Below are 20,604 nucleotides of genomic sequence, written 5' to 3' on the forward strand. Positions count from 1 at the left end.
GGACGCGGGAAGCGTTCAGGCCAGTGCCGGTGCGCCCGTCGAGTCGGTAGGCAAGCACGATCTCGGCTGGAACACGGCTCCCCAAGACCTCGGCTGGGACACCGCGCCTGCGCAGGTTTCCCGGTGACCCCCGACGACCGTGACTTCCGTCGCGAGATGGCTTCGGCGTACCGGTCGGGATGGCAGTTCATCGACCTCGCCACGGCGATCCCCCACGCCGGCGACTCGCTGATGGTCACCCTGTTCGGCCAGCCGATCGTCGTAGTACGAGAAGAGGACGAAGACGTCCGGGCCTACCGCTGTCTGCGCCGCCCCCGGGGCGCACCGCAGCCCGTCCGCTGCGAAGTGCGGTACGGAATGGTCTTCGTCAACCTCGACCAGCGTGACCACCAGCTGTTCGAGCCCGATATCACCGCCGCCACCCCCCGAAGTGCCTGAAGCGATTCCCCCTCGTTGCACATCGCTCAGGTGCTACCCCCACACAACGGCGCCATCGTGGACCTGACCACGATGGCGCCGTTGTGATGTCCGCGTCCCACAGCTGATGTCCGCGTCCCGCGGGTGATGTCCGCGTCCGGCGGACGGAGCGGCCGGCGCCTCAGGCGCGTCCCATCGCCCGGTCCAGGGTGATCTCCAGGACGACCCGGTCCGGGTTCGGCGAAGGCGTCCGCCCGTACCGCTGCGCGTAGCGCTCCACCGCGTCGGCCACCGACGCCTCGTCCGTACGGACCGTGGCGCGCCCCTCCAGGGTGGCCCAGCGCCGGCCCTCCATCTGGCACACCGCGACCCTCGCGACGCCGTTCGGCGCGGCCAGCACGTTGCGCACCTTCTTGCTGTGCTTGTTGCTGATCACCCGCGCCAGTCCCGCCTCGGGGTCGTACGTGACGCCGACCGGCACCACGTGCGGGCTGCCGTCCGGGCGGGGGGTGGTGAGGGTGCACACGTGCCGCTCCCGCCAGAAGGCGAGGTATTCGGGCGTGGGGTGGAGTACGTCGTGGGGCATGGGCCGAGCGTACGTCCGCGGTCGGCCGTGTCTTTCGCCGGTGCCCGTCGAAAAACCGCCTTGAGTGGAATAGACTCAACTTTGTACACGCTGTGTCTATCAGACCAACGGGTCTGGATCAGAAACTGCCAGGGAGAGGAGAGCGGCGGTGGACGCCGAGCTGACGAACAAGAGCCGGGACGCGCTGAACGCGGCCACCAGCAGGGCCGTGAAGGACGGCCACCCGGACCTGACCCCCGCCCACCTGCTGCTGGCCCTCCTCGCCGGCGAGGACAACGAGAACCTCGTCGACCTGCTCGCCGCGACCGAGGCCGACCAGGCCGCCGTGCGCGCGGGCGCGGAGCGGCTGCTGGCCGCCCTGCCCAGCGTCACCGGTTCCACGGTCGCGCCCCCGCAGCCCACGCGCGAGCTGCTCGCCGTCCTCGCCGAGGCCGACGGACAGGCCGGCAAGCTCGGCGACGAGTACCTCTCCACCGAACACCTCCTCATCGCCCTCGCCGCCAAGGGCGGCGCGGCCGGCGAGGTCCTGACCGCCCAGGGCGCGACGGCGCGCAAGCTGCTGGACGCCTTCGAGAACGCACGAGGAGGGCGGCGGGTGACCACTCCCGACCCCGAGGGCCAGTACAAGGCCCTGGAGAAGTTCGGCACCGACTTCACGGCGGCCGCCCGCGAGGGCAAGCTCGATCCGGTCATCGGCCGCGACCACGAGATCCGCCGCGTCGTACAGGTCCTGTCCCGCCGTACGAAGAACAACCCGGTCCTCATCGGCGAACCCGGCGTCGGCAAGACGGCCGTGGTCGAGGGCCTGGCCCAGCGCATCGTCAAGGGCGACGTCCCCGAGTCCCTCAAGAACAAGCGGCTCGTCGCCCTCGACCTCGGCGCGATGGTCGCCGGCGCGAAGTACCGCGGCGAGTTCGAGGAACGCCTCAAGACCGTCCTCGCCGAGATCAAGTCCAGCGACGGCCAGATCATCACCTTCATCGACGAGCTGCACACGGTCGTCGGAGCCGGCGCCGGCGGGGATTCGGCCATGGACGCGGGCAACATGCTCAAGCCCATGCTCGCCCGCGGCGAGCTGCGCATGGTCGGCGCGACCACGCTCGACGAGTACCGCGAGCGGATCGAGAAGGACCCGGCGCTGGAGCGCCGCTTCCAGCAGGTGCTGGTCGCGGAGCCGACCGTCGAGGACACCATCGCCATCCTGCGCGGCCTCAAGGGCCGCTACGAGGCCCACCACAAGGTCGTCATCAACGACAGCGCCCTCGTCGCCGCGGCGACCCTCTCGGACCGCTACATCACCTCCCGGTTCCTTCCCGACAAGGCCATCGACCTGGTGGACGAGGCCGCGTCCCGGCTCCGCATGGAGATCGACTCCTCCCCGGTGGAGATCGACGAGCTCCAGCGCTCGGTCGACCGGCTGCGCATGGAGGAGCTGGCGCTCAGGAACGAGTCCGACCCGGCCTCCATCGAGCGCCTGGAGAAGATCCGCAAGGACCTGGCGGACAAGGAGGAGGAGCTGCGCGGCCTGACCGCACGCTGGGAGAAGGAGAAGCAGTCCCTCAACCGCGTCGGCGAGCTCAAGGAGCGCCTGGACGACCTGCGCGGTCAGGCCGAGCGCGCCCAGCGCGACGGCGACTTCGACGCGGCCTCCAAGCTGCTGTACGGGGAGATCCCCGCGCTGGAGCGCGAGCTCGCGGAGGCCACGGAAGCCGAGGCGGAGGCCACCCAGGCCGGCCCGTCCAAGGACGCCATGGTCAAGGACGAGGTCGGCCCGGACGACATCGCGGACGTGGTCGGCGCCTGGACGGGCATCCCCTCGGGCCGCCTCCTCGAAGGCGAGACGCAGAAACTGCTGCGCATGGAGGCCGAGCTGGGCCGCCGGCTGATCGGCCAGGAGGAGGCCGTACGGGCCGTCTCCGACGCCGTTCGCCGCACCCGGGCCGGCATCGCGGACCCCGACCGCCCGACCGGCTCGTTCCTCTTCCTCGGCCCGACGGGCGTGGGCAAGACGGAGCTGGCCAAGGCGCTCGCCGACTTCCTCTTCGACGACGAGCGGGCGATGGTCCGCATCGACATGTCCGAGTACGGCGAGAAGCACTCCGTGGCCCGGCTGGTCGGCGCGCCGCCCGGCTACGTCGGTTACGAGGAGGGCGGCCAGCTCACCGAGGCCGTGCGCCGGCGCCCCTACTCGGTCGTCCTGCTGGACGAGGTGGAGAAGGCCCACCCCGAGGTCTTCGACGTGCTGCTCCAGGTCCTGGACGACGGCCGCCTCACGGACGGGCAGGGCCGGACGGTGGACTTCCGCAACACCATCCTGATCCTGACCTCCAACCTGGGCAGCCAGTTCCTGAGCGGGCCCGGCTCGGCGGACTCCTCCGCCTCCGCGGAGGACCGGAAGGCCAAGGTTTTGGAAGTGGTGCGGGCCTCCTTCAAGCCGGAGTTCCTCAACCGCCTGGACGACCTGGTGGTCTTCTCCGCGCTGACCCGAGACGAGCTGGCCCACATCGCCGAACTGCAGATCGGCCGCCTGGCCAAGCGGCTCGCCGACCGCCGGCTGACCCTGGACGTCACGCCGGAGGCCCTGGCGTGGCTGGCGGACAAGGGCAACGACCCGGCGTACGGCGCCCGGCCCCTGCGCCGCCTGATCCAGACGGCCGTCGGCGACCGCCTCGCCAAGGAGATCCTGGCGGGCGAGGTCCGCGAGGGCGACACCGTACGGGTGGACGTGGCGGGTGAGGACCTGCTGGTCGGCAAGGCGATGTGAGGCAGGGGCCGTGCGGCCGGCGCGGTGTGAGGCCGGAAGCCGTGCGGCCGGCGCGGTGGAGGCCGGAGCCGTGCGGCCGGACCGGTGCCCCGGGTGGCCGGGGCCCCGGTCCGCCCCGGCCCTTACCGGAGCCCTACTCGTGTCCGCCCGGAGCGGATCGCACGTGCGGGGCTGGACACGGGGTAGGACCGATGGGGGAGGATGACACCATCCGCACGAAGGGAATAACACGGTGAGCATCGACCCGGCCTCGATTCCGAATTTCGGAGGGCAGCAGCCCGATCCGCAGGCCACAGGACCGGCGGGCCCCGTCGTCCCCGACCAGGACCTGGTCAAGCAGCTGCTGGAGCAGATGGAGCTCAAGTACGTCGTCGACGACGAGGGTGACCTCGCGGCGCCGTGGGAGGAGTTCCGCACCTACTTCATGTTCCGCGGCGACGGCGAGCAGCAGGTCTTCTCGGTGCGGACCTTCTACGACCGTCCGCACGGCATCGAAGACAAGCCGCAGCTCCTGGAGACGATCGACGACTGGAACCGCCGCACCCTGTGGCCGAAGGTCTACAGCCACACGCACGACGACGGCTCCGTCCGCCTGATCGGCGAAGCGCAGATGCTGGTCGGCACCGGCGTCAGCCTGGAGCACTTCGTGTCCTCCACCGTCAGCTGGGTCCGCGCCTCGATCGAGTTCGACAAGTGGCTCGTCGAGCAGCTCGGCCTGGAGCAGGACGTCGAATCCGCCGAGGGCGGGGACGACAAGGGCGACGAGGACAACTGACCCGTCACAGCGGTACCCGCGCCACGAGGAGCAGGTACACCCCATAGCCGTACGAGAGCCCGGCCAGCACCGCGGTCACCACGACCGCGGTGCGCGGCCGGGCTCTGGCCATCACCGCGGCGGGCGCCAGCAGCAGCGGGAACGCGGGCAGCAGGAAGCGTGGCTTCGACTCGAAGAAGCCGCTCCCGCCGTAGGTGATCAGCATGAGCACCCCGGTGTAGGCGAGCAGCGCCAGCGGGGCCCGGTCCAGCACCAGCGGCACCGCCAGCAGCGCCGCGACGACCAGCACCGCCACGGTGACGGTGGTGGCGAGCGGTACGGGACTGCCGGTCAGCACCTTCTCCGCGTCGCGCAGCGTGCCCACGCCGAAGTCGAAGCGGGACCCCCACCGCCGCTGGACGGTGAAGTACCCGCCGACGGGATGCCCCGTGCGCGCCCCCACCGCCAGGACGTACGCGGCCCAGCCGGCCGGGGCCAGCAGCGCGGCGGCCCCTACCTCGGGCGCGCGGGAGCCCCGTATCGCCAGCGCGTGCAGGGCGGTCAGCGACACCGCGGCGGCGACGGCGATCCCCGTGGGCCGGGTCAGCCCGGCCAGGACCGCCAGGGCGGCTGCCCACAGCCAGCGCTCCCGCAGCAGCGCGTACAGGGACCAGGCGGCGAGCGCGGCGAGCAGCGCCTCGGTGTAGCCGGCGCTCAGCACCACGGAGTGCGGCAGCGCAGCCCACAGCGCGACCAGCAGCACCCCGCCCCGGGGCCCCAGCAGCCGCTCCCCGACCCGGTGCACCCCGAGGGCGCCCGCCGCGGCGGCGGCCCACGCGACGGCCAGTGCGGCGAGGGCGGTGCCGCCGGCGAGGCGCACCAGCAGGGGGTAGAGCGGGAAGAAGGCGTAGTCGCTCTGGACGGAGCCGTTCGCCCACATCTGGGTCCGCCCGTACCCGTGGGCGGCGATGCCGAGGTACCAGACGGAGTCCCAGGACCCGCCGAGCACCCGCACCGGGTCCCGGCCGGCCCACCAGGCGCCGGCGGCGATGACCAGCACCCCGGCCCCGCGCACGACGGCGAAGACCCCGAGCGCGAGGAGGGCCGGCGACGGGCCGTCCGCGCGCGTCTGCGGCGGCTCCAGGGACACCGTCGGACCCGTAGAAACCGCAGCCATGTCTCCCGGTCTTCCCGCCGGCGCTTCCGGCGCGTTCGCGTTCGTCAGCCTCACTCCGGCGCCGATACCCGGAGCCCGCGGTGGAACGGGCTCCCGGCCGGCCTCCCCACGACGGGGCAAACCCTACGAGCCCGGCCCCCGCCCCGGCGTGCGCCCGACACCCGCCCGACCACCGTTTCCCCAGGTGGCACCCGTGAAGGTCATCCCCGCGACAAAGTCTTTCGGGGGACCCGCACACACCCGTTCGGGCGCCTGCGCGAGGCCACGGCCCACCGCCGGCCGAGGCCTGCGCAGGCGCCCGGCCTAGAGCCGGCCGAGGCGGGCGACGGCCTCGTGGAGGACCTCGTCGCGTTTGCAGAAGGCCCAGCGGACCTGGGGTGCGCCGGCCGATCGGTCGTCGTAGAAGACCTGGTTCGGGATGGCGACGACGCCGCAGCGGGTGGGCAGGGCGCGGCAGAAGGCGAGGCCGTCCTTCTCGCCGAGGGGGGTGATGTCGGTGGTGATGAAGTAGGTGCCCTGCGGGCGGAACACCTCGAAGCCCGCCGCCGCCAGGCCGTCGGCGAGGAGGTCGCGCTTGGCGAGGTGCTCGGCGCGGAAGGTCTCGTAGAAGTCGTCCGGCAGGGCCAGGGCCTCGGCGATCGCGTGCTGGAAGGGGCCCGAGGAGACGTACGTGAGGAACTGCTTCGTCGAGCGGATGGCCGAGAGCAGCGCGGGCGGGGCGGTGATCCAGCCGACCTTCCACCCGGTGAACGAGAACGTCTTGCCGGCGGAGGAGATGGTGACCGTGCGCTCGCGCATGCCGGGCAGGGAGGCCAGCGGGGTGTGCGAGCCCTCGAAGACCAGGTGCTCGTAGACCTCGTCGGTGACCACCAGCAGGTCCCGCTCGACCGCCAGCTCGGCGACGGCCGCCAGCTCCGCCGGCGTGAGGACCGTGCCCGTGGGGTTGTGCGGGGTGTTCAGCAGGAGCAGCCGGGTGCGGGGGGTGACGGCGGCGCGCAGGGCGTCCGCGTCGAGGCGGAAGTCCGGGGCGCGCAGCGTCAGCGGGACGCGGACCGCGCCGGCCATGGCGATGCAGGCGGCGTAGGAGTCGTAGTAGGGCTCCAGGGCGATGACCTCGTCACCCGGTTCGAGCAGCGCGAGGAGACTGGCCGCGATGGCCTCCGTGGCCCCGGCCGTGACCAGGACCTCCGTGTCGGGGTCGTACGTCAGTCCGTAGAAGCGCCGCTGGTGCTCGCTGATCGCCAGCCGGAGCTCCGGGACGCCGGGGCCCGGCGGGTACTGGTTGCCCCTGCCGTCCCGGATCGCCCGTACGGCCGCTTCGGCGATCTCGGCGGGCCCGTCGGTGTCGGGGAACCCCTGACCCAGGTTGATCGACCCGGTGGCGGTGGCCAGCGCCGACATCTCCGCGAAGATGGTGGTGCCGAAGGCCGCCAGACGGCGGTTCAGGAAGGGGCGGCTGCCGCCCGCGGGTGCGTTCATGGCGGCCATCCTGCGGGCAACCTCTGGAGTTGCTCAAGTGTGCTTTGGCGCGGGTGGCCTGCGGGCATCTCCCCCGCACACGGGACACGGGGGTCCCGGCACCCCGGGGATCCGGGGGTTCAGAGAGGGGCGAGGAGATGGTTCTTGCCGTGGTTCTCTTGATCGTTTTCGTCGTCGGGGTCGTCGTCGTGGCCGTCAAGGCCGCCTCCGGCGCGAGCGGCGGCAGCGGAAGCCGCAGCGGCGGCAGCTGGTGGGCCGGGGGAGGGGACGGTTCCTCCGGCGGGTGCTCCGGCAGCTCGTCCTGCGGGTCCTCGTCCTCCTGCGGCTCCTCGTCGTCGTGCGGGTCCTCGTCGTCGTGCGGGTCCTCGTGCGGTGGCGGCGGGTGCGGATCCAGTTGAGTATCAGTACGTCCGGCACCGCGTAAACGGGGTGTCCGGCGGGGACAACTTCCCTTGGACGACACCTCGTTAGCACCCACATCCGCCTGCGCGTTACGACGTACGGGCGGCATGCGGTTGAACACGTGAACCGGGTGGCCCCCGGGGGGATGTAAACCCTTTCAAGTTGGGTAAAAACGCTGTGAGTGCCGTGCCTTTCATGATTCCCTCGGTTGAGTAGACCAGTCCTCGGACCTCCCTGGACTCCCTGCGGACCCGTGCCGGTGTCCCCCCACCCGTTGACCAACCGCTGGCGGTTCCCCGGCCCACCTTCCTCGCGCGTTTGCGGAGCCGACTCATGCTCACGACCCTCCAGACCACCTATACCGACACGCGTGCCGCCGATCTCGCCTGGGCCCTGGGACGGGACCGGCTGCCCGCCCTCGCCGTACTGAACCTCCAGCTCGCGGGCGCGAAGGTGGAGCTGCGCCTGCTCGGAGCCTCCCACCAGGTGCTCCTGGAGGAAGGCGAGGTCCTCTGCTCGGAGACGGTCGCCTGCATGCCCGGCAGCAGCACTCCGCTGCCGCTGGGCGTGGCCGAGCGGTGGGGCGAGTGGGAGTACGAGTTCGCAGCGCGCGTCGAGACCCTCTCGCGCGGCTCGTTCGCCGGGCGCGCCCAGGAACTGCTCGCGCTGGTCGCGGATCACCCGAACGGGCTCGCCGGGACCTTCCCGGGCAGCCCGCACGCCTTCACCGCGCTGCTGGCGCAGCGTCACGAGGGCCAGGTGCGGTGGCGGACCTGGCACGCGTATCCGCAGGAAGGCCAGTTGGTCGCCACCCGGACGCGGGTGGGCGTACGGATGGGCGCGGGCGCGCAGACGCCGGAATCGGTGGCCGTGGCATCGCTGTAACGGGTGGTGCCGGGCGGTCCCATGGTTACTCCAATTGGCTCGATCGGTACACCACTTGCACCCATGTGAGTGACGGGGCGCCCGTGGGCGGTGACGTACGGTTCGCTGCATGATCGACCGTTCCGTACCGCGCCGGGTGTTGCCGGCTCCGGGGCCGCGGGGCGTGGCGACCGTCCCGGCCGCCCTGCCCGTACGGCCCCGGACCGGGCGACTCCTCGTGCTGGCCACCGTCTTCGTCTGCGCCGCCTGCGGTCTCGTGTACGAACTGGAGCTGCTCGCCCTCGGCTCCTACCTCATCGGGGACTCCGTCACCCAGGCGTCGGTGGTGCTGTCCGTCATGGTTTTCGCCATGGGCGTCGGCTCCCTGCTGGCCAAACGTCTCCGCAGACGGCCCGCGTTCGGTTTCGCCGCCGTCGAAGCGGCCCTGGCCCTGCTCGGCGGGCTCTCCGCCATGGCCCTGTACGCGAGCTTCGCCTGGCTGGGGGAGTCGCGGCCGGCGCTCGTCGCGTTCTCGTTCACCATCGGCGTGCTCATCGGCGCCGAGATCCCGCTGCTTATGGTGCTGATCCAGCGGATCCACCGGCAGGACGCGGGCGGCGCGGTCGCGGACCTGTTCGCCGCCGACTACGTGGGAGCCCTCGTCGGCGGGCTCGCCTTCCCGTTCCTGCTCCTGCCGGTGCTCGGCCAGCTCACCGGGGCGGTGCTCACGGGCACCGTCAACGCCGCTGTCGGCGGGGGACTCGTCCTGTGGCTGTTCCGCCGGGACCTCAGCCGCCGCTGCCGCCGGCTGCTGATCGCCGTGAACCTGATCGTCCTCGCCGTCCTCGCCTCGGCGACGCTGCTGGCCCACGACTTCGAGCGGATCGCCCGCAGCGCCGTCTACGGCGGGGACGTGCGGGTCGCCGTCCAGAGCGAGGTGCAGGAACTGGTGCTGACCGGGCCCGCCGGCGGGTCGCCGCGCTCGCTGGACCTGTACCTCGACGGGCGGCTGCGGGTCAGCGGCTACGACGAGTACCGCTACCACGAAGCCCTCGTCCACCCCGCGATGACCGGCCCGCACTCCCGGGTCCTGGTCCTCGGCGGCGGTGACGGTCTCGCCGCCCGCGAGGTGCTGCGCTACCGGGACGTCGCCTCCGTCACCGTCGTCGAGCTCGACCCCGGAGTGGTCCGGCTCGCCCGTACCGACCCGATGCTGTCCGAGCTGAACGGCGCGGCGTACGCGGACCCCCGCCTCGGCGTCGTCACGCAGGACGCCTTCAACTGGCTGCGGGGCCCGGGCGCCCGGGACCGCTTCGACGTCATCGTCTCCGATCTGCCCGACCCGGGGATCACGCCCAGCACGAAGCTGTACTCGCAGGAGTTCTACGGGCTGGCCGCGCGCGCCCTGCGGCCCGGCGGCCGGATCGCGGTGCACGCGGGGCCGCTCGTCACCCGGCCGCGCACGTACTGGACGGTCGAGGCCACCCTCCGGGCGGCCGGCCTGCGGACCGCGCCCTACAGCGCGGGCGGCCGCCTCTCCGGCTTCGCCGCCGGCCCCGACCGCGGCCAGGGCGGCTCCGGCGCGCGTCCGCGGGACTGGGGCTTCGTACTCGCCGCCCGGGACGCCGTACCGCCGCTGCGGGTCGACGCCGACACGCCGGGGCTGCGCTCGGTGACCACGGCCGCCCTCCAGGACGCGGCCCGGGAGGCGGAACGCACCCGCGTGCCGGGGCTGCCGCCGTCGACGCTCCCGCACCCGAGGTACACGTAGGGCCCGGGTCGGCGCAGGACCGGGTACAGGAACCGGTCTCGTCGGTAGGCTCGTCCGCATGGAGCATCAGGTGTTCGTTCCGGTACCGGCAGACGACCTGCGCGCCGTGCTGCGCGACCCCGCCCGGGTGGCCCGTTGCGTACCCGGGCTCCAGCAGGACGCCGACACGGCGTCGGGTCCGCTGGCGGGCCGGCTCAAGGTGCGGGTCGGCGGGCACACCGTGACCTACCGGGGGGCGCTGGCCGTCAGCGAGCGGGACCCCGAGCACTTCGCCGTCGAGGGGGAGGGCGCCGAGGTGCGGGGCAGCGGGACCGTCAAGGTCGCGCTGACACTGCGGCTCACCTCCGAGGGGGACGGCACCCGGCTGGAGGTCTCCGGCGGGGGCTCCGCCGACGGGCGGGCCGCCGGGTTCGCGCCGGAGGCCACCGCCGCGGCCGTGCAGCGGCTGCTGGACCGCACCGCCGAGAACCTCGCCGCGGCGGCCGCGGAGCCGGAGCCGGCGGCCGGGCCGGTCGCGGATCCCGTCGCGGACGCCGAGGACGCCGCGGCGGAGGCGGGTGACGACGGCGCCGGCTCCGGCCCGGACTTCGACGACGTCGAGGACGGCATCACCGAGATCACCGAGTCCGTGTTCGAGGCCGAGGTCCCGCCCCCGTCCCTCGACCCCTTCGCCGAAGGCGGTTTCGAGCGCCTCGGCGAACCGGGTGCGCTCGACGGCCCCGCGCTGCCGCCCGCCGAAGCCGCCCACGCCCGCCGCACGATGATCGGCCGCAGCGCCGAGGAAGTCGACCACGCACCCCCGCGCGGGCGTTACGCCCCCGTCCCGGCTCCCTCCTCCGCCACGGCCGGGGTCGGCCTGCGCTGGATCGCCCCGGCCGCCGCCCTGGCCGTCGCCTCGGCCGTCGTGCTCGGCCGCGTCCTGCGCCGCCGCCGCTAGGCCGTCTACCGCCGCCGCTGGTCCGCGTCGTGGACCGCCGCCCCTGGTCCGTGTCGTGGAAAGAGCCCGGCGGCGGTTTAGGGTCGGCCGTATGAGTACGCGACTGAGCGCCGGCGGCGCCGAGCTGACGATCGACCAGGAGAACGGCTGCCGGATCAGCAGTCTGCGCGTCGACGGGACGGAGCTCCTGCGACAGGGCCCCAAGTACGGTGCCTTCCCGATGGTCCCGTGGTGCGGGCGCACCGCGGACGGCCGATTCCGGGACGGGGCGACCGTCCACCAGCTGCCGCTCAACCACCCCCCGCACGCCATCCACGGCTTCGGCCGCGAGGCGGCCTGGAGCCCGGCCCACAGCACCGGCACCGAGGCCGTGTTCACCTACGACCTCACCGACCCGTGGCCTTACCCGGGCCGCGTGACGCAGGTCTTCCAGCTCGGCGAGGACGCGTTGACGCTCACGATGGGCGTGGAGACGTACGGGGACTCCTTCCCGGCCCAGGTCGGCTGGCACCCCTGGTTCAACCGCAGCCTCGCCCCGGGCGGCCCCGAGGCGCAGCTGGACTTCGCCCCCGCCTGGCAGGAGGAGCGAGGCCCCGACCACATCCCCACCGGCCACCGCATCGACCCGAAGCCCGGCCCGTGGGACGACTGCTTCGGGATGCCCGAAGGGGTCGACGTGACCCTCACCTGGCCGGGCGCGCTGGAACTGAAGATCACCAGCCGGGCCGAGTGGGTGGTCGTCTACGACGAGGAGCCACAGGCGGTCTGCGTGGAGCCCCAGTCCGGCCCGCCGAACGGCCTGAACACCCTGCCGCGCCTGGTCACGCCGGTGGACCCGCTGGAGGTCTCCACGACCTGGGCCTGGCGACGCCTGGGCTAGTCCCCCTTTAAGCTCGGAGCCATGAGTGACGTACGCGATGAGCTTCTGCAGCAGATCAAGGACAAGGCCGTCGTGCACGGCAAGGTGACCCTCTCCTCCGGGCGGGAGGCCGACTACTACATCGACCTCCGCCGGATCACCCTCGACGGCGAGGCCGCTCCGCTGGTCGGTCAGGTCATGCTCGACCTGACCGCCGACCTCGACTACGACTGCGTCGGCGGTCTCACCCTGGGCGCCGACCCGGTGGCGACCTCGATGCTGCACGCCTCCGCCGCGCGGGGCGCGCGCCTGGATGCCTTCGTCGTGCGCAAGGCGCAGAAGGCGCACGGCATGCAGCGCCGCATCGAGGGCACCGACGTGAAGGGCAAGCGCTGCCTGGTGGTCGAGGACACCTCCACCACCGGCGGCTCCCCGCTGACCGCCGTTGAGGCGGTCCGCGAGGCCGGCGGCGAGGTCGTGGCCGTGGCGACGATCGTGGACCGCGGCGCGGCCGAGGCGATCGCCGAGGCGGGCCTGCCCTACCTCACCGGCTACCAGCTCGGGGACCTGGGCCTTTCCTGAGGGCCGTCGCGATGGCGGGAGCCGGGCGTCCACGGGACGAGACGCCCGGCGGAATCCGGCCGTCCGGCCACCGTAGTCGCTGACCTGCTGTTTTCTCCTCGGCCCTGGGCCCGGCGGAATGTTTCACGTGAAACCTCCACCCGGCCCGGGTAGAGGCGGGTACCGAGTCTGGAAAGATAGGCGCGACGGCAACGTCGCCCCCAGGTCAGGGCCAGCAATCGCACACTCCCCGCACATCCAAGGAGCGGACAGATGCCCATCGCAACCCCCGAGGTCTACAACGAGATGCTGGACCGGGCGAAGGCAGGCAAGTTCGCCTACCCGGCCATCAACGTGACCTCGTCCCAGACCCTGCACGCTGCGCTTCGCGGCTTCGCGGAGGCCGAGAGCGACGGCATCATCCAGATTTCCACCGGTGGTGCCGAGTTCCTGGGCGGTCAGCACAACAAGGACATGGTTACCGGCGCCGTCGCCCTGGCGGAGTTCGCGCACGTCGTCGCCGCCAAGTACGACATCACGGTCGCGCTGCACACGGACCACTGCCCGAAGGACAAGCTGGACGGCTACGTACGTCCGCTCCTGGACATCTCGGCCGAGCGCGTGGGCCGCGGCCTGAACCCGCTCTTCCAGTCGCACATGTGGGACGGTTCCGCCGAGACCCTGGCCGACAACCTGGCCATCGGCCAGGAGCTGCTCGCCAAGGCCGCCGCCGCGAAGATCATCCTTGAGGTCGAGATCACCCCGACCGGCGGCGAGGAGGACGGTGTCAGCCACGAGATCAACGACGAGCTGTACACCACCGTCGAGGACGCCATCCGCACCGCCGAGGCCCTCGGCCTCGGTGAAAAGGGCCGCTACCTGCTGGCCGCTTCCTTCGGCAACGTGCACGGCGTCTACAAGCCGGGCAACGTGGTCCTGCGCCCCGAGCTCCTCAAGGACCTCCAGGCCGGTGTCGGCGAGAAGTACGGCAAGCCCTCCCCGTTCGACTTCGTCTTCCACGGCGGCTCGGGCTCCACGGCCGAGGAGATCGCCACCGCGCTGGAGAACGGCGTCGTGAAGATGAACCTCGACACCGACACCCAGTACGCCTTCACCCGCCCGGTCGCGGACCACATGTTCCGCAACTACGACGGCGTCCTCAAGGTCGACGGCGAGGTCGGCACGAAGTCCACGTACGACCCCCGTACCTGGGGCAAGGCCGCCGAGGCCGGCATGGCCGCGCGCGTCACCGAGGCCTGCGCGAACCTGCGCTCCACGGGTACCAGGCTGAAGTAGCCCTTCCGTCACGGCTGCGCCCGTGACCCGGGCCCCCGGCAGGGGCCTGCCCGTCCATCAGGGACGGGCAGGCCCCTGCCGCATGTCCGCGGCGCCTGCCGCATGTCCGCGGCGCCTGCCGCATGTCCGCGGCGCCTGCCGCATGTCCGCGGCGCCGCGCCCGGATGGCCGGAGGTGACACACGCCGGTGGACTGCGGCTGCGCGATGGTGTGGAATCACCTCACAAGAACGTACTCCCGGGGATGTAAAGCCGGGGGTCAGGAGAGGCCCACCCATGAGAACAGAGCGCCCCCCGGTGAAACAGGACCGGGCGGTACGAACCCGGCAGGCCATATTGGTGGCGGCCGCGACGGTGTTCGAGGAGTGCGGCTATGACTCCGCCAAGCTCTCCGACATCGTCAACATCGCCAAGGTCACCAAGGGCGCCCTGTACTTCCACTTCGGTTCGAAGGAGGCCTTGGCCCAGGCCGTCATCGACGCCCAGAACCAGGGGCAGCCGGAGGCCCTACCGCAGGAGTACAAGGCGCAGGAGTTCCTGGACATGGGAATGATCTTCTGCCACCAGCTGCGGCACGACGTGCTCATGCGGGCCAGCGTCCGGCTCACCCTGGACCGGGCCGGGCAGGCCCTCGACAAGGCGGCCCCCTACGAGGCCTGGATCGCCCTGCACACCGAAGTGCTGGCGGAGGCGAAGCGGCGCGGCGAGCTGCTCCCCGGCGTCGACCCCGCGGTCCCCTCACAGCTGATCGTCGGCGCGTACGCGGGCCTCAACACGATGTCCCACACGCTCGGCCTGGACATGGACCGGCAGGTCTCGGAGCTGTACGCGCACGTCATGCCGAGCGTGGTCGTCCCGGCCGTGGCGATCCGCCTGGACACCGCACCGGGGCGGGGCGCGCGGGCGCTCTTCGGCGCGCGGGGAACCCACGAGTGCCGTGAGGGCTGTGCGGTGGGCGTGGCGCCGGCCGAGGACGGTGCGGTGACCCGGCCCGACGTCAACCTCAGTCAAACGCTGGAGATCTGACGGCTCTTCATCCGTACCAGAGCTGCCTCACGAGTCACTCGGTTTCCGTTCCTCCCCTTCCCAAAAAGATGCTTCCGGGTACTATTTTTTGGGGGCGAAGCCTCCTGGTCAGGGGGAGAAGACTATGGACATCCAGGTGCTCGGCGTGCCGCGCGTCACCGAGAACGGCGTACCCATCAAGGCACCCACGCCCGAGGCGGGGCACCTGCTCGCGGCACTGGCCGTCTCTCCCGACCGGGTCGTACCGGAGGCCGTCCTCGCGGACGAGCTCGCACACCGCGCTTCGGCCCGCTACCACCACGCCGTCCTGCACACCGCGGTGCGCCGCCTGCGCGAACGGCTGGCGGAGGCCCTGGGGGCCGGTTCGGTACGGACTCCCGAAACCGTGCTCTCCGCGAGGCCCGGCGGGTATGTTCTCGACACCGGCGGCGGCCGGTCCGACGTGCGGCAGTTCGAGCGCGAGGCCGGAGCGGGCTACCGGGCCATGAGCCGGGGCGACTTCGAGCAGGCCGCCCGCCGGCTGCGCCGCGCCCTCGCCCTGTGGACCGGCCCGGCCCTGGACGGCATCGACGCCGGGCCCTGGCTCCGGTCCCGCCTCGCGGTGCTCGACGCCGACCGGTGCTCGGTGCTGGAACAGTGGGTCGAAGCCGAACTCGCCCTGGGGCGGCGCCGGGAACTGCGGCTGGAACTGGCCGGGCTGCGCGGCGGCGGAGGCGAGCGGGCCGGGGGAGCCTTCCTGGCAGGCGTCCGCCGCGCCGAGGAACGCGTCGATGCCCCGCGCTGCGCCCGCCCCCTCCTCGGCACCCCCGTGGCATGCGGCGCTTGACCCTCCGCCGCGCGGAACCTAAGTTCACGATCCGGGCTGATAACAGCAGGTCGGACGGGGGAAACGTCCTATGGGGGACAGCGGGATGCGGGACGGGGACGCCGACGGCGGCGTGCTCGCGGTATTGGAACTGCTCGCGGAGGAAGCACCGCAGAGCGCCTACGAAGCCCTGCTGGACGAAGCCCGCCGCGGGGGTGCGGACCCCACCCGGCTCGCCGGGCTCACCCACGCCGTGGCGCTGGCCCGTTCCGTCCGGGCGAGCGCGAGCCGCCGCGAGCAGCGCGAGGCCGCGCTCACCGCCCTCGTGGACACCGCGCACGACCTGACCTCCCCCTACGACATCGACGGCCTGCTGCGCCTGATCACCCGCCGGGCCCGGCGCCTCCTCGGCTTCGACATGGCGTGGCTGTCCCTGAGCCGCCCGGACGGATCCGCGTACGTACGGACCTCCGAGGGCGAGACCACCGCCCTGAACATCGGCCTCGAACTGGGCACGGGCAACGGCCTGGGCAGTATCGCCCAGGAGCACCGCTCGCCCGTCTGGACCGCCGACTACCTGAACGACGACACCATCGCGCACGAGCCCGGTATCGACGCCGTCGTCCGTGCCGAAGGGCTGCACGCGATCATCGCGGTACCGCTGCGGCGCGGGGACTGCACCCTCGGCGCGCTCTACGGGGCCGACCGCCGCGTGCGCCGGTTCACCCCCGACGAGATCGGCCTGCTCCTCTCCCTCGCCGACCTCGCCGCCGTCGCCCTGGAGAAGGCCCGGCTGCTGGAGCAGACCCGCGACGAGGTCACCGAGCTCGCCGCGTTCGGCACGCGGACCAACACCGCCCTCACCCGGGTCCGTTACCTGTGGGAGTGCCACGCGCGGCTGGCCGGACTGGTCCTGGACGGAGCCGGGCTGCTGACCTTGGCCCGGGCCACCGCGGACGCGCTGGACGGCGTGCTCCAGGTCCGGGACCCCGGCGGGCGGGTGCTGGCCGTCACCGGCGAACTCCCGCAGATGGACGAGGAGTCGGTGACCAAGGCGACGCTCCAGGCGCTGACCGGGAGGCGCCCCGTCAGACTGCCCGGGGAGGTGTGGCTGGCGCCGGTGCTGGCGGGCGCCGAGGACCTCGGGGTGTTGCTGCTCGGCGCGTCCGCGCCGCTCGCGGAGGAGGACGTACGGCTGCTGCGGCTGGCGGCGCAGTCGGTGGCCTCGCTGATGCTGATCCAGCGGGGCACGGCGGCCGCCGAAGGGCCCGTCCACGACGAACTGCTGGCCGATCTGCTGGAGCGGCCCCACTCGTTCGACCTGCGCCTATCGGAGCGCACCCGGCGGCTCGGCGTCGACCTCGACCGCCCGCACGTGGTGGTCGTGGCCCGGCCGGAGGGCGGCGAACTGGGCCGGGCGGTGGCCTGGGCGTCCTCGTACGCGTACCGCATGGGCGGTCTCAAAGGCGTCCGCCGCGGCTGCATCGTGCTGCTCCTGCCGGGCACGGACGCCTCGGACGCCGCGCACCGGGCCTCCGGGGAACTGTCGCCGCTGCTGGGCCACGCGGTCTCGACGGGCGCCGCCGGGCCGGCCGGGGGGCCGGGGGAGGTGGCCCGCGTGTACGCGGAGGCGGTGCGCTGCCTGGACGCGCTGACCGCGCTCGACGGTGCAGGGGGGACGGCTTCGCTGCGCGAACTGGGTTTCCTCGGACTGCTGTTGTCCGCGGACCACGACGTGGAGGCCTACATCGCCTCGACGATCGGCCCGGTCCTGGAGTACGACGCGGACCGCCTGACGGACCTGACGCGGACCCTGGACGCGTACTTCGCCTCGGGCGGCAGCCCCACGCACGCGGCGGAGGCGCTGCACGTCCACCCGAACACGGTCTCGCGGAGGCTGGAGAGGATCACGGACCTGCTGGGCGAGGGCTGGCAGAAGCCGGGGCAGGCCCTGGAGATCCAGATGGCGCTGAGGCTGCGCAAGACCCGCGCGGTCCTCCACGCCCGCCGCTCCACGGATCCCCGCCGGTCCGACTCCCCGTGACGCGGCGCCGGTCCGCCTGCGGGTCCCCGGTTCGGACAGGGCGCGGAGCGCAGCCGGCCGCGGGGGCCGCCTGCGGGACCGTACGGGTCAGCAGCCCACCAGGGCGGGGGAGGGGCGGCGGTTCGGGCGGGCGCCCGGGCCGAGGCCCGGCGAGGCCACCGGCAGGCGGCCGCCCAGCCACAGCCCCGCGTGCGCCACCGAAGCCAGCGTCACGTGCCGGTGCCACCCCGACAGCGACCGCCCTGCGAAGTCCCGCAGCCCGACCCGGTCCATGCTCGCCCCGGCCGCCAGGGACACCGTCCCCGTCTCCTTCGTCAGCCGCACCAGCGCCCCCGGCGCGACCCGCGTCATGTCCGTGACCCACATCCGCCCCGGCAGGCGCCGCGCATCGGACCACTCCCCGAACAGCAGCATCTCCCGCCCCGCGAGCAACACCCGTACCGCCGCCACGAGCGAGTTGCGCCGCGCGCCGACCCGTCCCGGGTCCGCCCACTCCACCGGCATCCGCATGCCCCGCACGTTCTGCAGGATGTCCCGCGCCGCCATCGGCAACGCCCCGTAGCTCGGCAGCCGCTGGTCCGCCACGCCGAGGCGCGCGCCGGGACTGATGCGCGCCACCACCGGGACCCGGGCCTGCGCGAAGCGGGCCAGCGTGGCCCGGGTCGCGATGTCGGGGACGTCGAGCACGACCGGCCGTACGCCCGCCGCGGAGCCCTGGGCGAGCTCCGCCGCCCCCGCGACCGCGCAGGCCTCGTAGGAGTCCGCGGACTCCACCGGCCCCGCGCCGCCGAGGAACAGCCGCCACTGCACCGGCATCGCCACACCGCCCGAGGTGAACCACGTGGCGAAGGCCTGCTGCCCCCGGAACATCTGGCCCTGGTGCGGGTCGAAGCGGTTGCCGATGCCCACCGAGTGCTCCCCGCCGCGGGGGATCGCCATCGGCTGCACCACCCACGCGCTCAGCGGCGCCGACCGGGCGAGGTAGTGCGCCAGCGCGGTACGGATCGGCTGCCAGTCCCAGGTCGAGCCGGCGATGAAGTGGTGCAGCGCCTGCTCCTCGGCGGCGCCGCCGGAGCCCGTCTGCAGCGCCATGTTGCGGATCGACTTGCGCCCCTCGGCGGCGAGCAGCCCCCGTACGTACTGGCGTCCCCGCTCGCGCTGGTCGCGGCGCCGCAGCGGCGCGAACACCGCGGCGCACAGTTCCTCGACGGCCTCCCCCACCACGTCCTCCCCCATGGGGTCCGGTCGGCCGGTCCCCGAGCCGGTGTTCACGTGCTCCCCCTCCGTCGACGACACCCCTACCGTCCGCCCGCGGGCCCCCTCGCGGGGAGGTGTGCCGGGCACACCCCTGCCGCCCGCCGTGGTGGGGCGCCCACCACCGGCCCACCACCGGCCCACCACCGGCCCACCACCGGCCCGCCATCGGCCCCCACCGGGCGGCGAGGACCGGGCCCGATACCCCAGACTGGGCGCATGTCGATTCACCAGAACCTGCTCGGGGGCCCCGCCCCCACCCACCTCCCCGACGAGCCCGGCCCCCGCGAGGCCCTCGCCGCGGGCACCCCGGCCGCCGAGGTGGCCGCCGCCCACCCGACGTCCTCGCTCGCCTGGGCCACCCTGGCCGACGAGGCCTTCGCCGCCGGCCGCACCATCGAGTCGTACGCGTACGCCCGTACGGGCTACCACCGCGGCCTGGACGCCCTGCGCCGCGCGGGCTGGAAGGGCCACGGCCCGGTGCCGTGGGAGCACGAGCCGAACCGCGGTTTCCTGCGCGCCCTGCACGCCCTGGCGCGCGCCGCCGGGGCCATCGGGGAGAAGGACGAGTTCGAGCGCTGCTCGACCTTCCTGAGGGACTCCTCCGAGACGGCCGCGGACACGCTCGCGTAACGCCCCGGCCTGCAGGCCTAGAGGGGCCCCGGAACCTCTGTTTATGATGCGAACAGGGGACCGGGGCTCCACTTACCTCACCGGAAGGAGCGGACCGCTACCCGGAAGCACGTGTCGAGGAGACAGAGATGTCGCAAGCCCTTGATGCCTCCGGAGCCGGTTCGGACACCCCGAACCTCGACTTCGCCGGCACCACCCCCTACGAGGACTATGTCCAGGCGGACGTCCTCACCCACCTCCAGCACCTCCGCTCGGACGACCCCGGCGAGATGGTCTTCCTGGTGACGACCCAGGTCATGGAGCTGTGGTTCACGGTGATCGTCCATGAGTGGGAGACGGCCGCCAAGGCCCTGCGCGAGGACCGGATCCCGGCCGCGATGGACGCGCTGAAACGATCCCTCCGTGAGCTGGAGGCCCTCAACGCCTCCTGGCGCCCGCTCGCGCAGCTGACCCCCGCCCAGTTCAACTCGTACCGCTCCGCGCTCGGTGAGGGTTCCGGCTTCCAGTCGGCGATGTACCGGCGGATGGAGTTCCTGCTCGGCGACAAGTCCGCGTCGATGCTGGTGCCGCACCGGGGCGCCCCGCGCGTCCACGCCGAGCTGGAGAAGGCCCTCCAGGAGCCGAGCCTCTATGACGAGGTGCTGCGGCTCCTCGCGCGCCGCGGCCTGCCGGTGCCCCCGTCCGTGCTGGACCGGGACCTGTCGCAGCGCTACGAGCCTTCGCCGCAGGTCGAGGCCGTCTGGACGGAGCTGTACGCCGACCCGGACGGGCAGCCCGACCTGCACCGGCTCGGCGAGGTGCTGACGGACGTGGCGGAGCTGGTGTGGCGCTGGCGCAACGACCACCTGGTGGCCACCCGCCGGGCGATGGGCGCGAAGACGGGCACGGGCGGCTCCGCGGGCGTGACCTGGCTGGAGAAGCGCGCGCAGAAGAACGTGTTCCCCGAGCTGTGGACGGCGCGCAGCCATGTCTGAGC

Annotated in this window: 19 protein-coding genes; 15 read left to right on the forward strand and 4 right to left on the reverse strand. The window is 72.9% G+C overall.

Annotated features, from left to right (window positions below; translation table 11 throughout):
* Window positions 1-156: 156 nt before the first annotated feature.
* Entirely contained in the window at window positions 157-438 is a 282-nt protein-coding gene (locus ACIA6C_RS20725) for a (2Fe-2S)-binding protein (protein ID WP_136210630.1), read from the forward strand.
* A gap of 160 nt (window positions 439-598) precedes the next feature.
* On the opposite strand, the gene ACIA6C_RS20730 is transcribed toward ACIA6C_RS20725, so the two are convergent.
* The gene (locus ACIA6C_RS20730; RefSeq protein WP_361130394.1) at window positions 599-1,003 is read right to left on the reverse strand and encodes a TIGR03618 family F420-dependent PPOX class oxidoreductase; all 405 of its coding nucleotides are present in this window, start codon (window positions 1,001-1,003) and stop codon (window positions 599-601) included.
* A 148-nt stretch (window positions 1,004-1,151) separates the two neighbouring features.
* Between ACIA6C_RS20730 and clpB the strand changes: the two genes are divergently transcribed.
* Window positions 1,152-3,767, forward strand: a complete 2,616-nt coding sequence (gene clpB / locus ACIA6C_RS20735) for an ATP-dependent chaperone ClpB (protein WP_361130392.1) — start codon at window positions 1,152-1,154, stop codon at window positions 3,765-3,767.
* 232 nt (window positions 3,768-3,999) lie between these two features.
* Entirely contained in the window at window positions 4,000-4,542 is a 543-nt protein-coding gene (locus ACIA6C_RS20740) for a YbjN domain-containing protein (RefSeq protein ID WP_361130389.1), read from the forward strand.
* A 4-nt stretch (window positions 4,543-4,546) separates the two neighbouring features.
* Here the strand turns inward: ACIA6C_RS20740 and ACIA6C_RS20745 are convergent, their stop codons facing one another.
* Together ACIA6C_RS20745 and ACIA6C_RS20750 are read right to left on the reverse strand one after the other, a co-directional pair.
* Window positions 4,547-5,698 carry a hypothetical protein gene (locus ACIA6C_RS20745; protein WP_399277766.1) on the reverse strand — a complete coding sequence of 384 codons (1,152 nt, stop codon included), beginning with the start codon at window positions 5,696-5,698 and terminating at the stop codon, window positions 4,547-4,549.
* Window positions 5,699-6,001: 303 nt separating this feature from the next.
* On the reverse strand, window positions 6,002-7,186 hold the full coding sequence (locus ACIA6C_RS20750; protein ID WP_399277768.1) for a pyridoxal phosphate-dependent aminotransferase: 1,185 nt from the start codon (window positions 7,184-7,186) through the stop codon (window positions 6,002-6,004).
* Between the two features lie 274 nt (window positions 7,187-7,460).
* Here ACIA6C_RS20750 and ACIA6C_RS20755 point away from each other — a divergent pair, with 274 nt between their 5' ends.
* The 10 genes from ACIA6C_RS20755 to ACIA6C_RS20800 all read left to right on the forward strand — a co-directional run bounded on the left by ACIA6C_RS20755 (window position 7,461) and on the right by ACIA6C_RS20800 (window position 17,741).
* Window positions 7,461-7,601 carry a hypothetical protein gene (locus ACIA6C_RS20755; protein WP_399277770.1) on the forward strand — a complete coding sequence of 47 codons (141 nt, stop codon included), beginning with the start codon at window positions 7,461-7,463 and terminating at the stop codon, window positions 7,599-7,601.
* 311 nt (window positions 7,602-7,912) lie between these two features.
* Window positions 7,913-8,464: a DUF2617 family protein gene (locus tag ACIA6C_RS20760; protein WP_366081555.1), complete on the forward strand. Its 552-nt coding sequence runs from the start codon at window positions 7,913-7,915 to the stop codon at window positions 8,462-8,464.
* 109 nt (window positions 8,465-8,573) lie between these two features.
* Window positions 8,574-10,214, forward strand: coding sequence for a polyamine aminopropyltransferase (locus tag ACIA6C_RS20765; RefSeq protein ID WP_399277772.1), 1,641 nt, complete (start codon window positions 8,574-8,576; stop codon window positions 10,212-10,214).
* A gap of 58 nt (window positions 10,215-10,272) precedes the next feature.
* Entirely contained in the window at window positions 10,273-11,151 is an 879-nt protein-coding gene (locus ACIA6C_RS20770) for an SRPBCC domain-containing protein (protein ID WP_399277774.1), read from the forward strand.
* A gap of 91 nt (window positions 11,152-11,242) precedes the next feature.
* The gene (locus ACIA6C_RS20775) at window positions 11,243-12,031 is read left to right on the forward strand and encodes an aldose 1-epimerase (RefSeq protein ID WP_399277776.1); all 789 of its coding nucleotides are present in this window, start codon (window positions 11,243-11,245) and stop codon (window positions 12,029-12,031) included.
* A gap of 21 nt (window positions 12,032-12,052) precedes the next feature.
* Entirely contained in the window at window positions 12,053-12,592 is a 540-nt protein-coding gene (gene pyrE, locus ACIA6C_RS20780) for an orotate phosphoribosyltransferase (protein WP_361130365.1), read from the forward strand.
* Between the two features lie 252 nt (window positions 12,593-12,844).
* Entirely contained in the window at window positions 12,845-13,867 is a 1,023-nt protein-coding gene (gene fbaA, locus ACIA6C_RS20785) for a class II fructose-bisphosphate aldolase (protein WP_399277778.1), read from the forward strand.
* 275 nt (window positions 13,868-14,142) lie between these two features.
* Entirely contained in the window at window positions 14,143-14,892 is a 750-nt protein-coding gene (locus ACIA6C_RS20790) for a ScbR family autoregulator-binding transcription factor (protein ID WP_399277780.1), read from the forward strand.
* Window positions 14,893-15,016: 124 nt separating this feature from the next.
* Window positions 15,017-15,718, forward strand: coding sequence for a BTAD domain-containing putative transcriptional regulator (locus tag ACIA6C_RS20795; RefSeq protein WP_399277782.1), 702 nt, complete (start codon window positions 15,017-15,019; stop codon window positions 15,716-15,718).
* A gap of 70 nt (window positions 15,719-15,788) precedes the next feature.
* Complete coding sequence (locus tag ACIA6C_RS20800) at window positions 15,789-17,741, forward strand: helix-turn-helix domain-containing protein (protein ID WP_399277784.1); 1,953 nt, start codon at window positions 15,789-15,791, stop codon at window positions 17,739-17,741.
* Between the two features lie 87 nt (window positions 17,742-17,828).
* On the opposite strand, the gene ACIA6C_RS20805 is transcribed toward ACIA6C_RS20800, so the two are convergent.
* Window positions 17,829-19,013 carry a transposase gene (locus ACIA6C_RS20805; protein WP_399277786.1) on the reverse strand — a complete coding sequence of 395 codons (1,185 nt, stop codon included), beginning with the start codon at window positions 19,011-19,013 and terminating at the stop codon, window positions 17,829-17,831.
* 201 nt (window positions 19,014-19,214) lie between these two features.
* On the opposite strand from ACIA6C_RS20805, the gene ACIA6C_RS20810 reads away from it, so the two are divergent.
* Window positions 19,215-19,628 (forward strand): DUF3151 domain-containing protein, encoded by a 414-nt coding sequence (locus tag ACIA6C_RS20810; RefSeq protein WP_361130347.1) that lies wholly within the window; start codon window positions 19,215-19,217, stop codon window positions 19,626-19,628.
* A 128-nt stretch (window positions 19,629-19,756) separates the two neighbouring features.
* Window positions 19,757-20,602 carry a tryptophan 2,3-dioxygenase gene (locus ACIA6C_RS20815; RefSeq protein ID WP_361130344.1) on the forward strand — a complete coding sequence of 282 codons (846 nt, stop codon included), beginning with the start codon at window positions 19,757-19,759 and terminating at the stop codon, window positions 20,600-20,602.
* Window positions 20,603-20,604 lie beyond the last annotated feature (2 nt).

The sequence above is a fragment of the Streptomyces sp. NPDC051578 genome (genome assembly GCF_044454045.1).
Classification (GTDB): domain Bacteria; phylum Actinomycetota; class Actinomycetes; order Streptomycetales; family Streptomycetaceae; genus Streptomyces.

What these genes read in the sequence shown, in the direction of transcription:
- ACIA6C_RS20760 (WP_366081555.1), top strand. Translation starts at nt 7,913, where the DNA reads ATGCTCACGACCCTCCAGACCACCTATACCGACACGCGTGCCGCCGAT.
- ACIA6C_RS20795 (WP_399277782.1), top strand. Translation starts at nt 15,017, where the DNA reads ATGGACATCCAGGTGCTCGGCGTGCCGCGCGTCACCGAGAACGGCGTA.
- ACIA6C_RS20730 (WP_361130394.1), bottom strand. Translation starts at nt 1,003, where the DNA reads ATGCCCCACGACGTACTCCACCCCACGCCCGAATACCTCGCCTTCTGG.
- ACIA6C_RS20775 (WP_399277776.1), top strand. Translation starts at nt 11,243, where the DNA reads ATGAGTACGCGACTGAGCGCCGGCGGCGCCGAGCTGACGATCGACCAG.
- ACIA6C_RS20800 (WP_399277784.1), top strand. Translation starts at nt 15,789, where the DNA reads ATGGGGGACAGCGGGATGCGGGACGGGGACGCCGACGGCGGCGTGCTC.
- ACIA6C_RS20770 (WP_399277774.1), top strand. Translation starts at nt 10,273, where the DNA reads ATGGAGCATCAGGTGTTCGTTCCGGTACCGGCAGACGACCTGCGCGCC.
- pyrE (WP_361130365.1), top strand. Translation starts at nt 12,053, where the DNA reads ATGAGTGACGTACGCGATGAGCTTCTGCAGCAGATCAAGGACAAGGCC.
- fbaA (WP_399277778.1), top strand. Translation starts at nt 12,845, where the DNA reads ATGCCCATCGCAACCCCCGAGGTCTACAACGAGATGCTGGACCGGGCG.
- ACIA6C_RS20810 (WP_361130347.1), top strand. Translation starts at nt 19,215, where the DNA reads ATGTCGATTCACCAGAACCTGCTCGGGGGCCCCGCCCCCACCCACCTC.
- ACIA6C_RS20765 (WP_399277772.1), top strand. Translation starts at nt 8,574, where the DNA reads ATGATCGACCGTTCCGTACCGCGCCGGGTGTTGCCGGCTCCGGGGCCG.
- ACIA6C_RS20745 (WP_399277766.1), bottom strand. Translation starts at nt 5,698, where the DNA reads ATGGCTGCGGTTTCTACGGGTCCGACGGTGTCCCTGGAGCCGCCGCAG.
- ACIA6C_RS20750 (WP_399277768.1), bottom strand. Translation starts at nt 7,186, where the DNA reads ATGGCCGCCATGAACGCACCCGCGGGCGGCAGCCGCCCCTTCCTGAAC.
- ACIA6C_RS20815 (WP_361130344.1), top strand. Translation starts at nt 19,757, where the DNA reads ATGTCGCAAGCCCTTGATGCCTCCGGAGCCGGTTCGGACACCCCGAAC.
- ACIA6C_RS20725 (WP_136210630.1), top strand. Translation starts at nt 157, where the DNA reads ATGGCTTCGGCGTACCGGTCGGGATGGCAGTTCATCGACCTCGCCACG.
- ACIA6C_RS20790 (WP_399277780.1), top strand. Translation starts at nt 14,143, where the DNA reads ATGAGAACAGAGCGCCCCCCGGTGAAACAGGACCGGGCGGTACGAACC.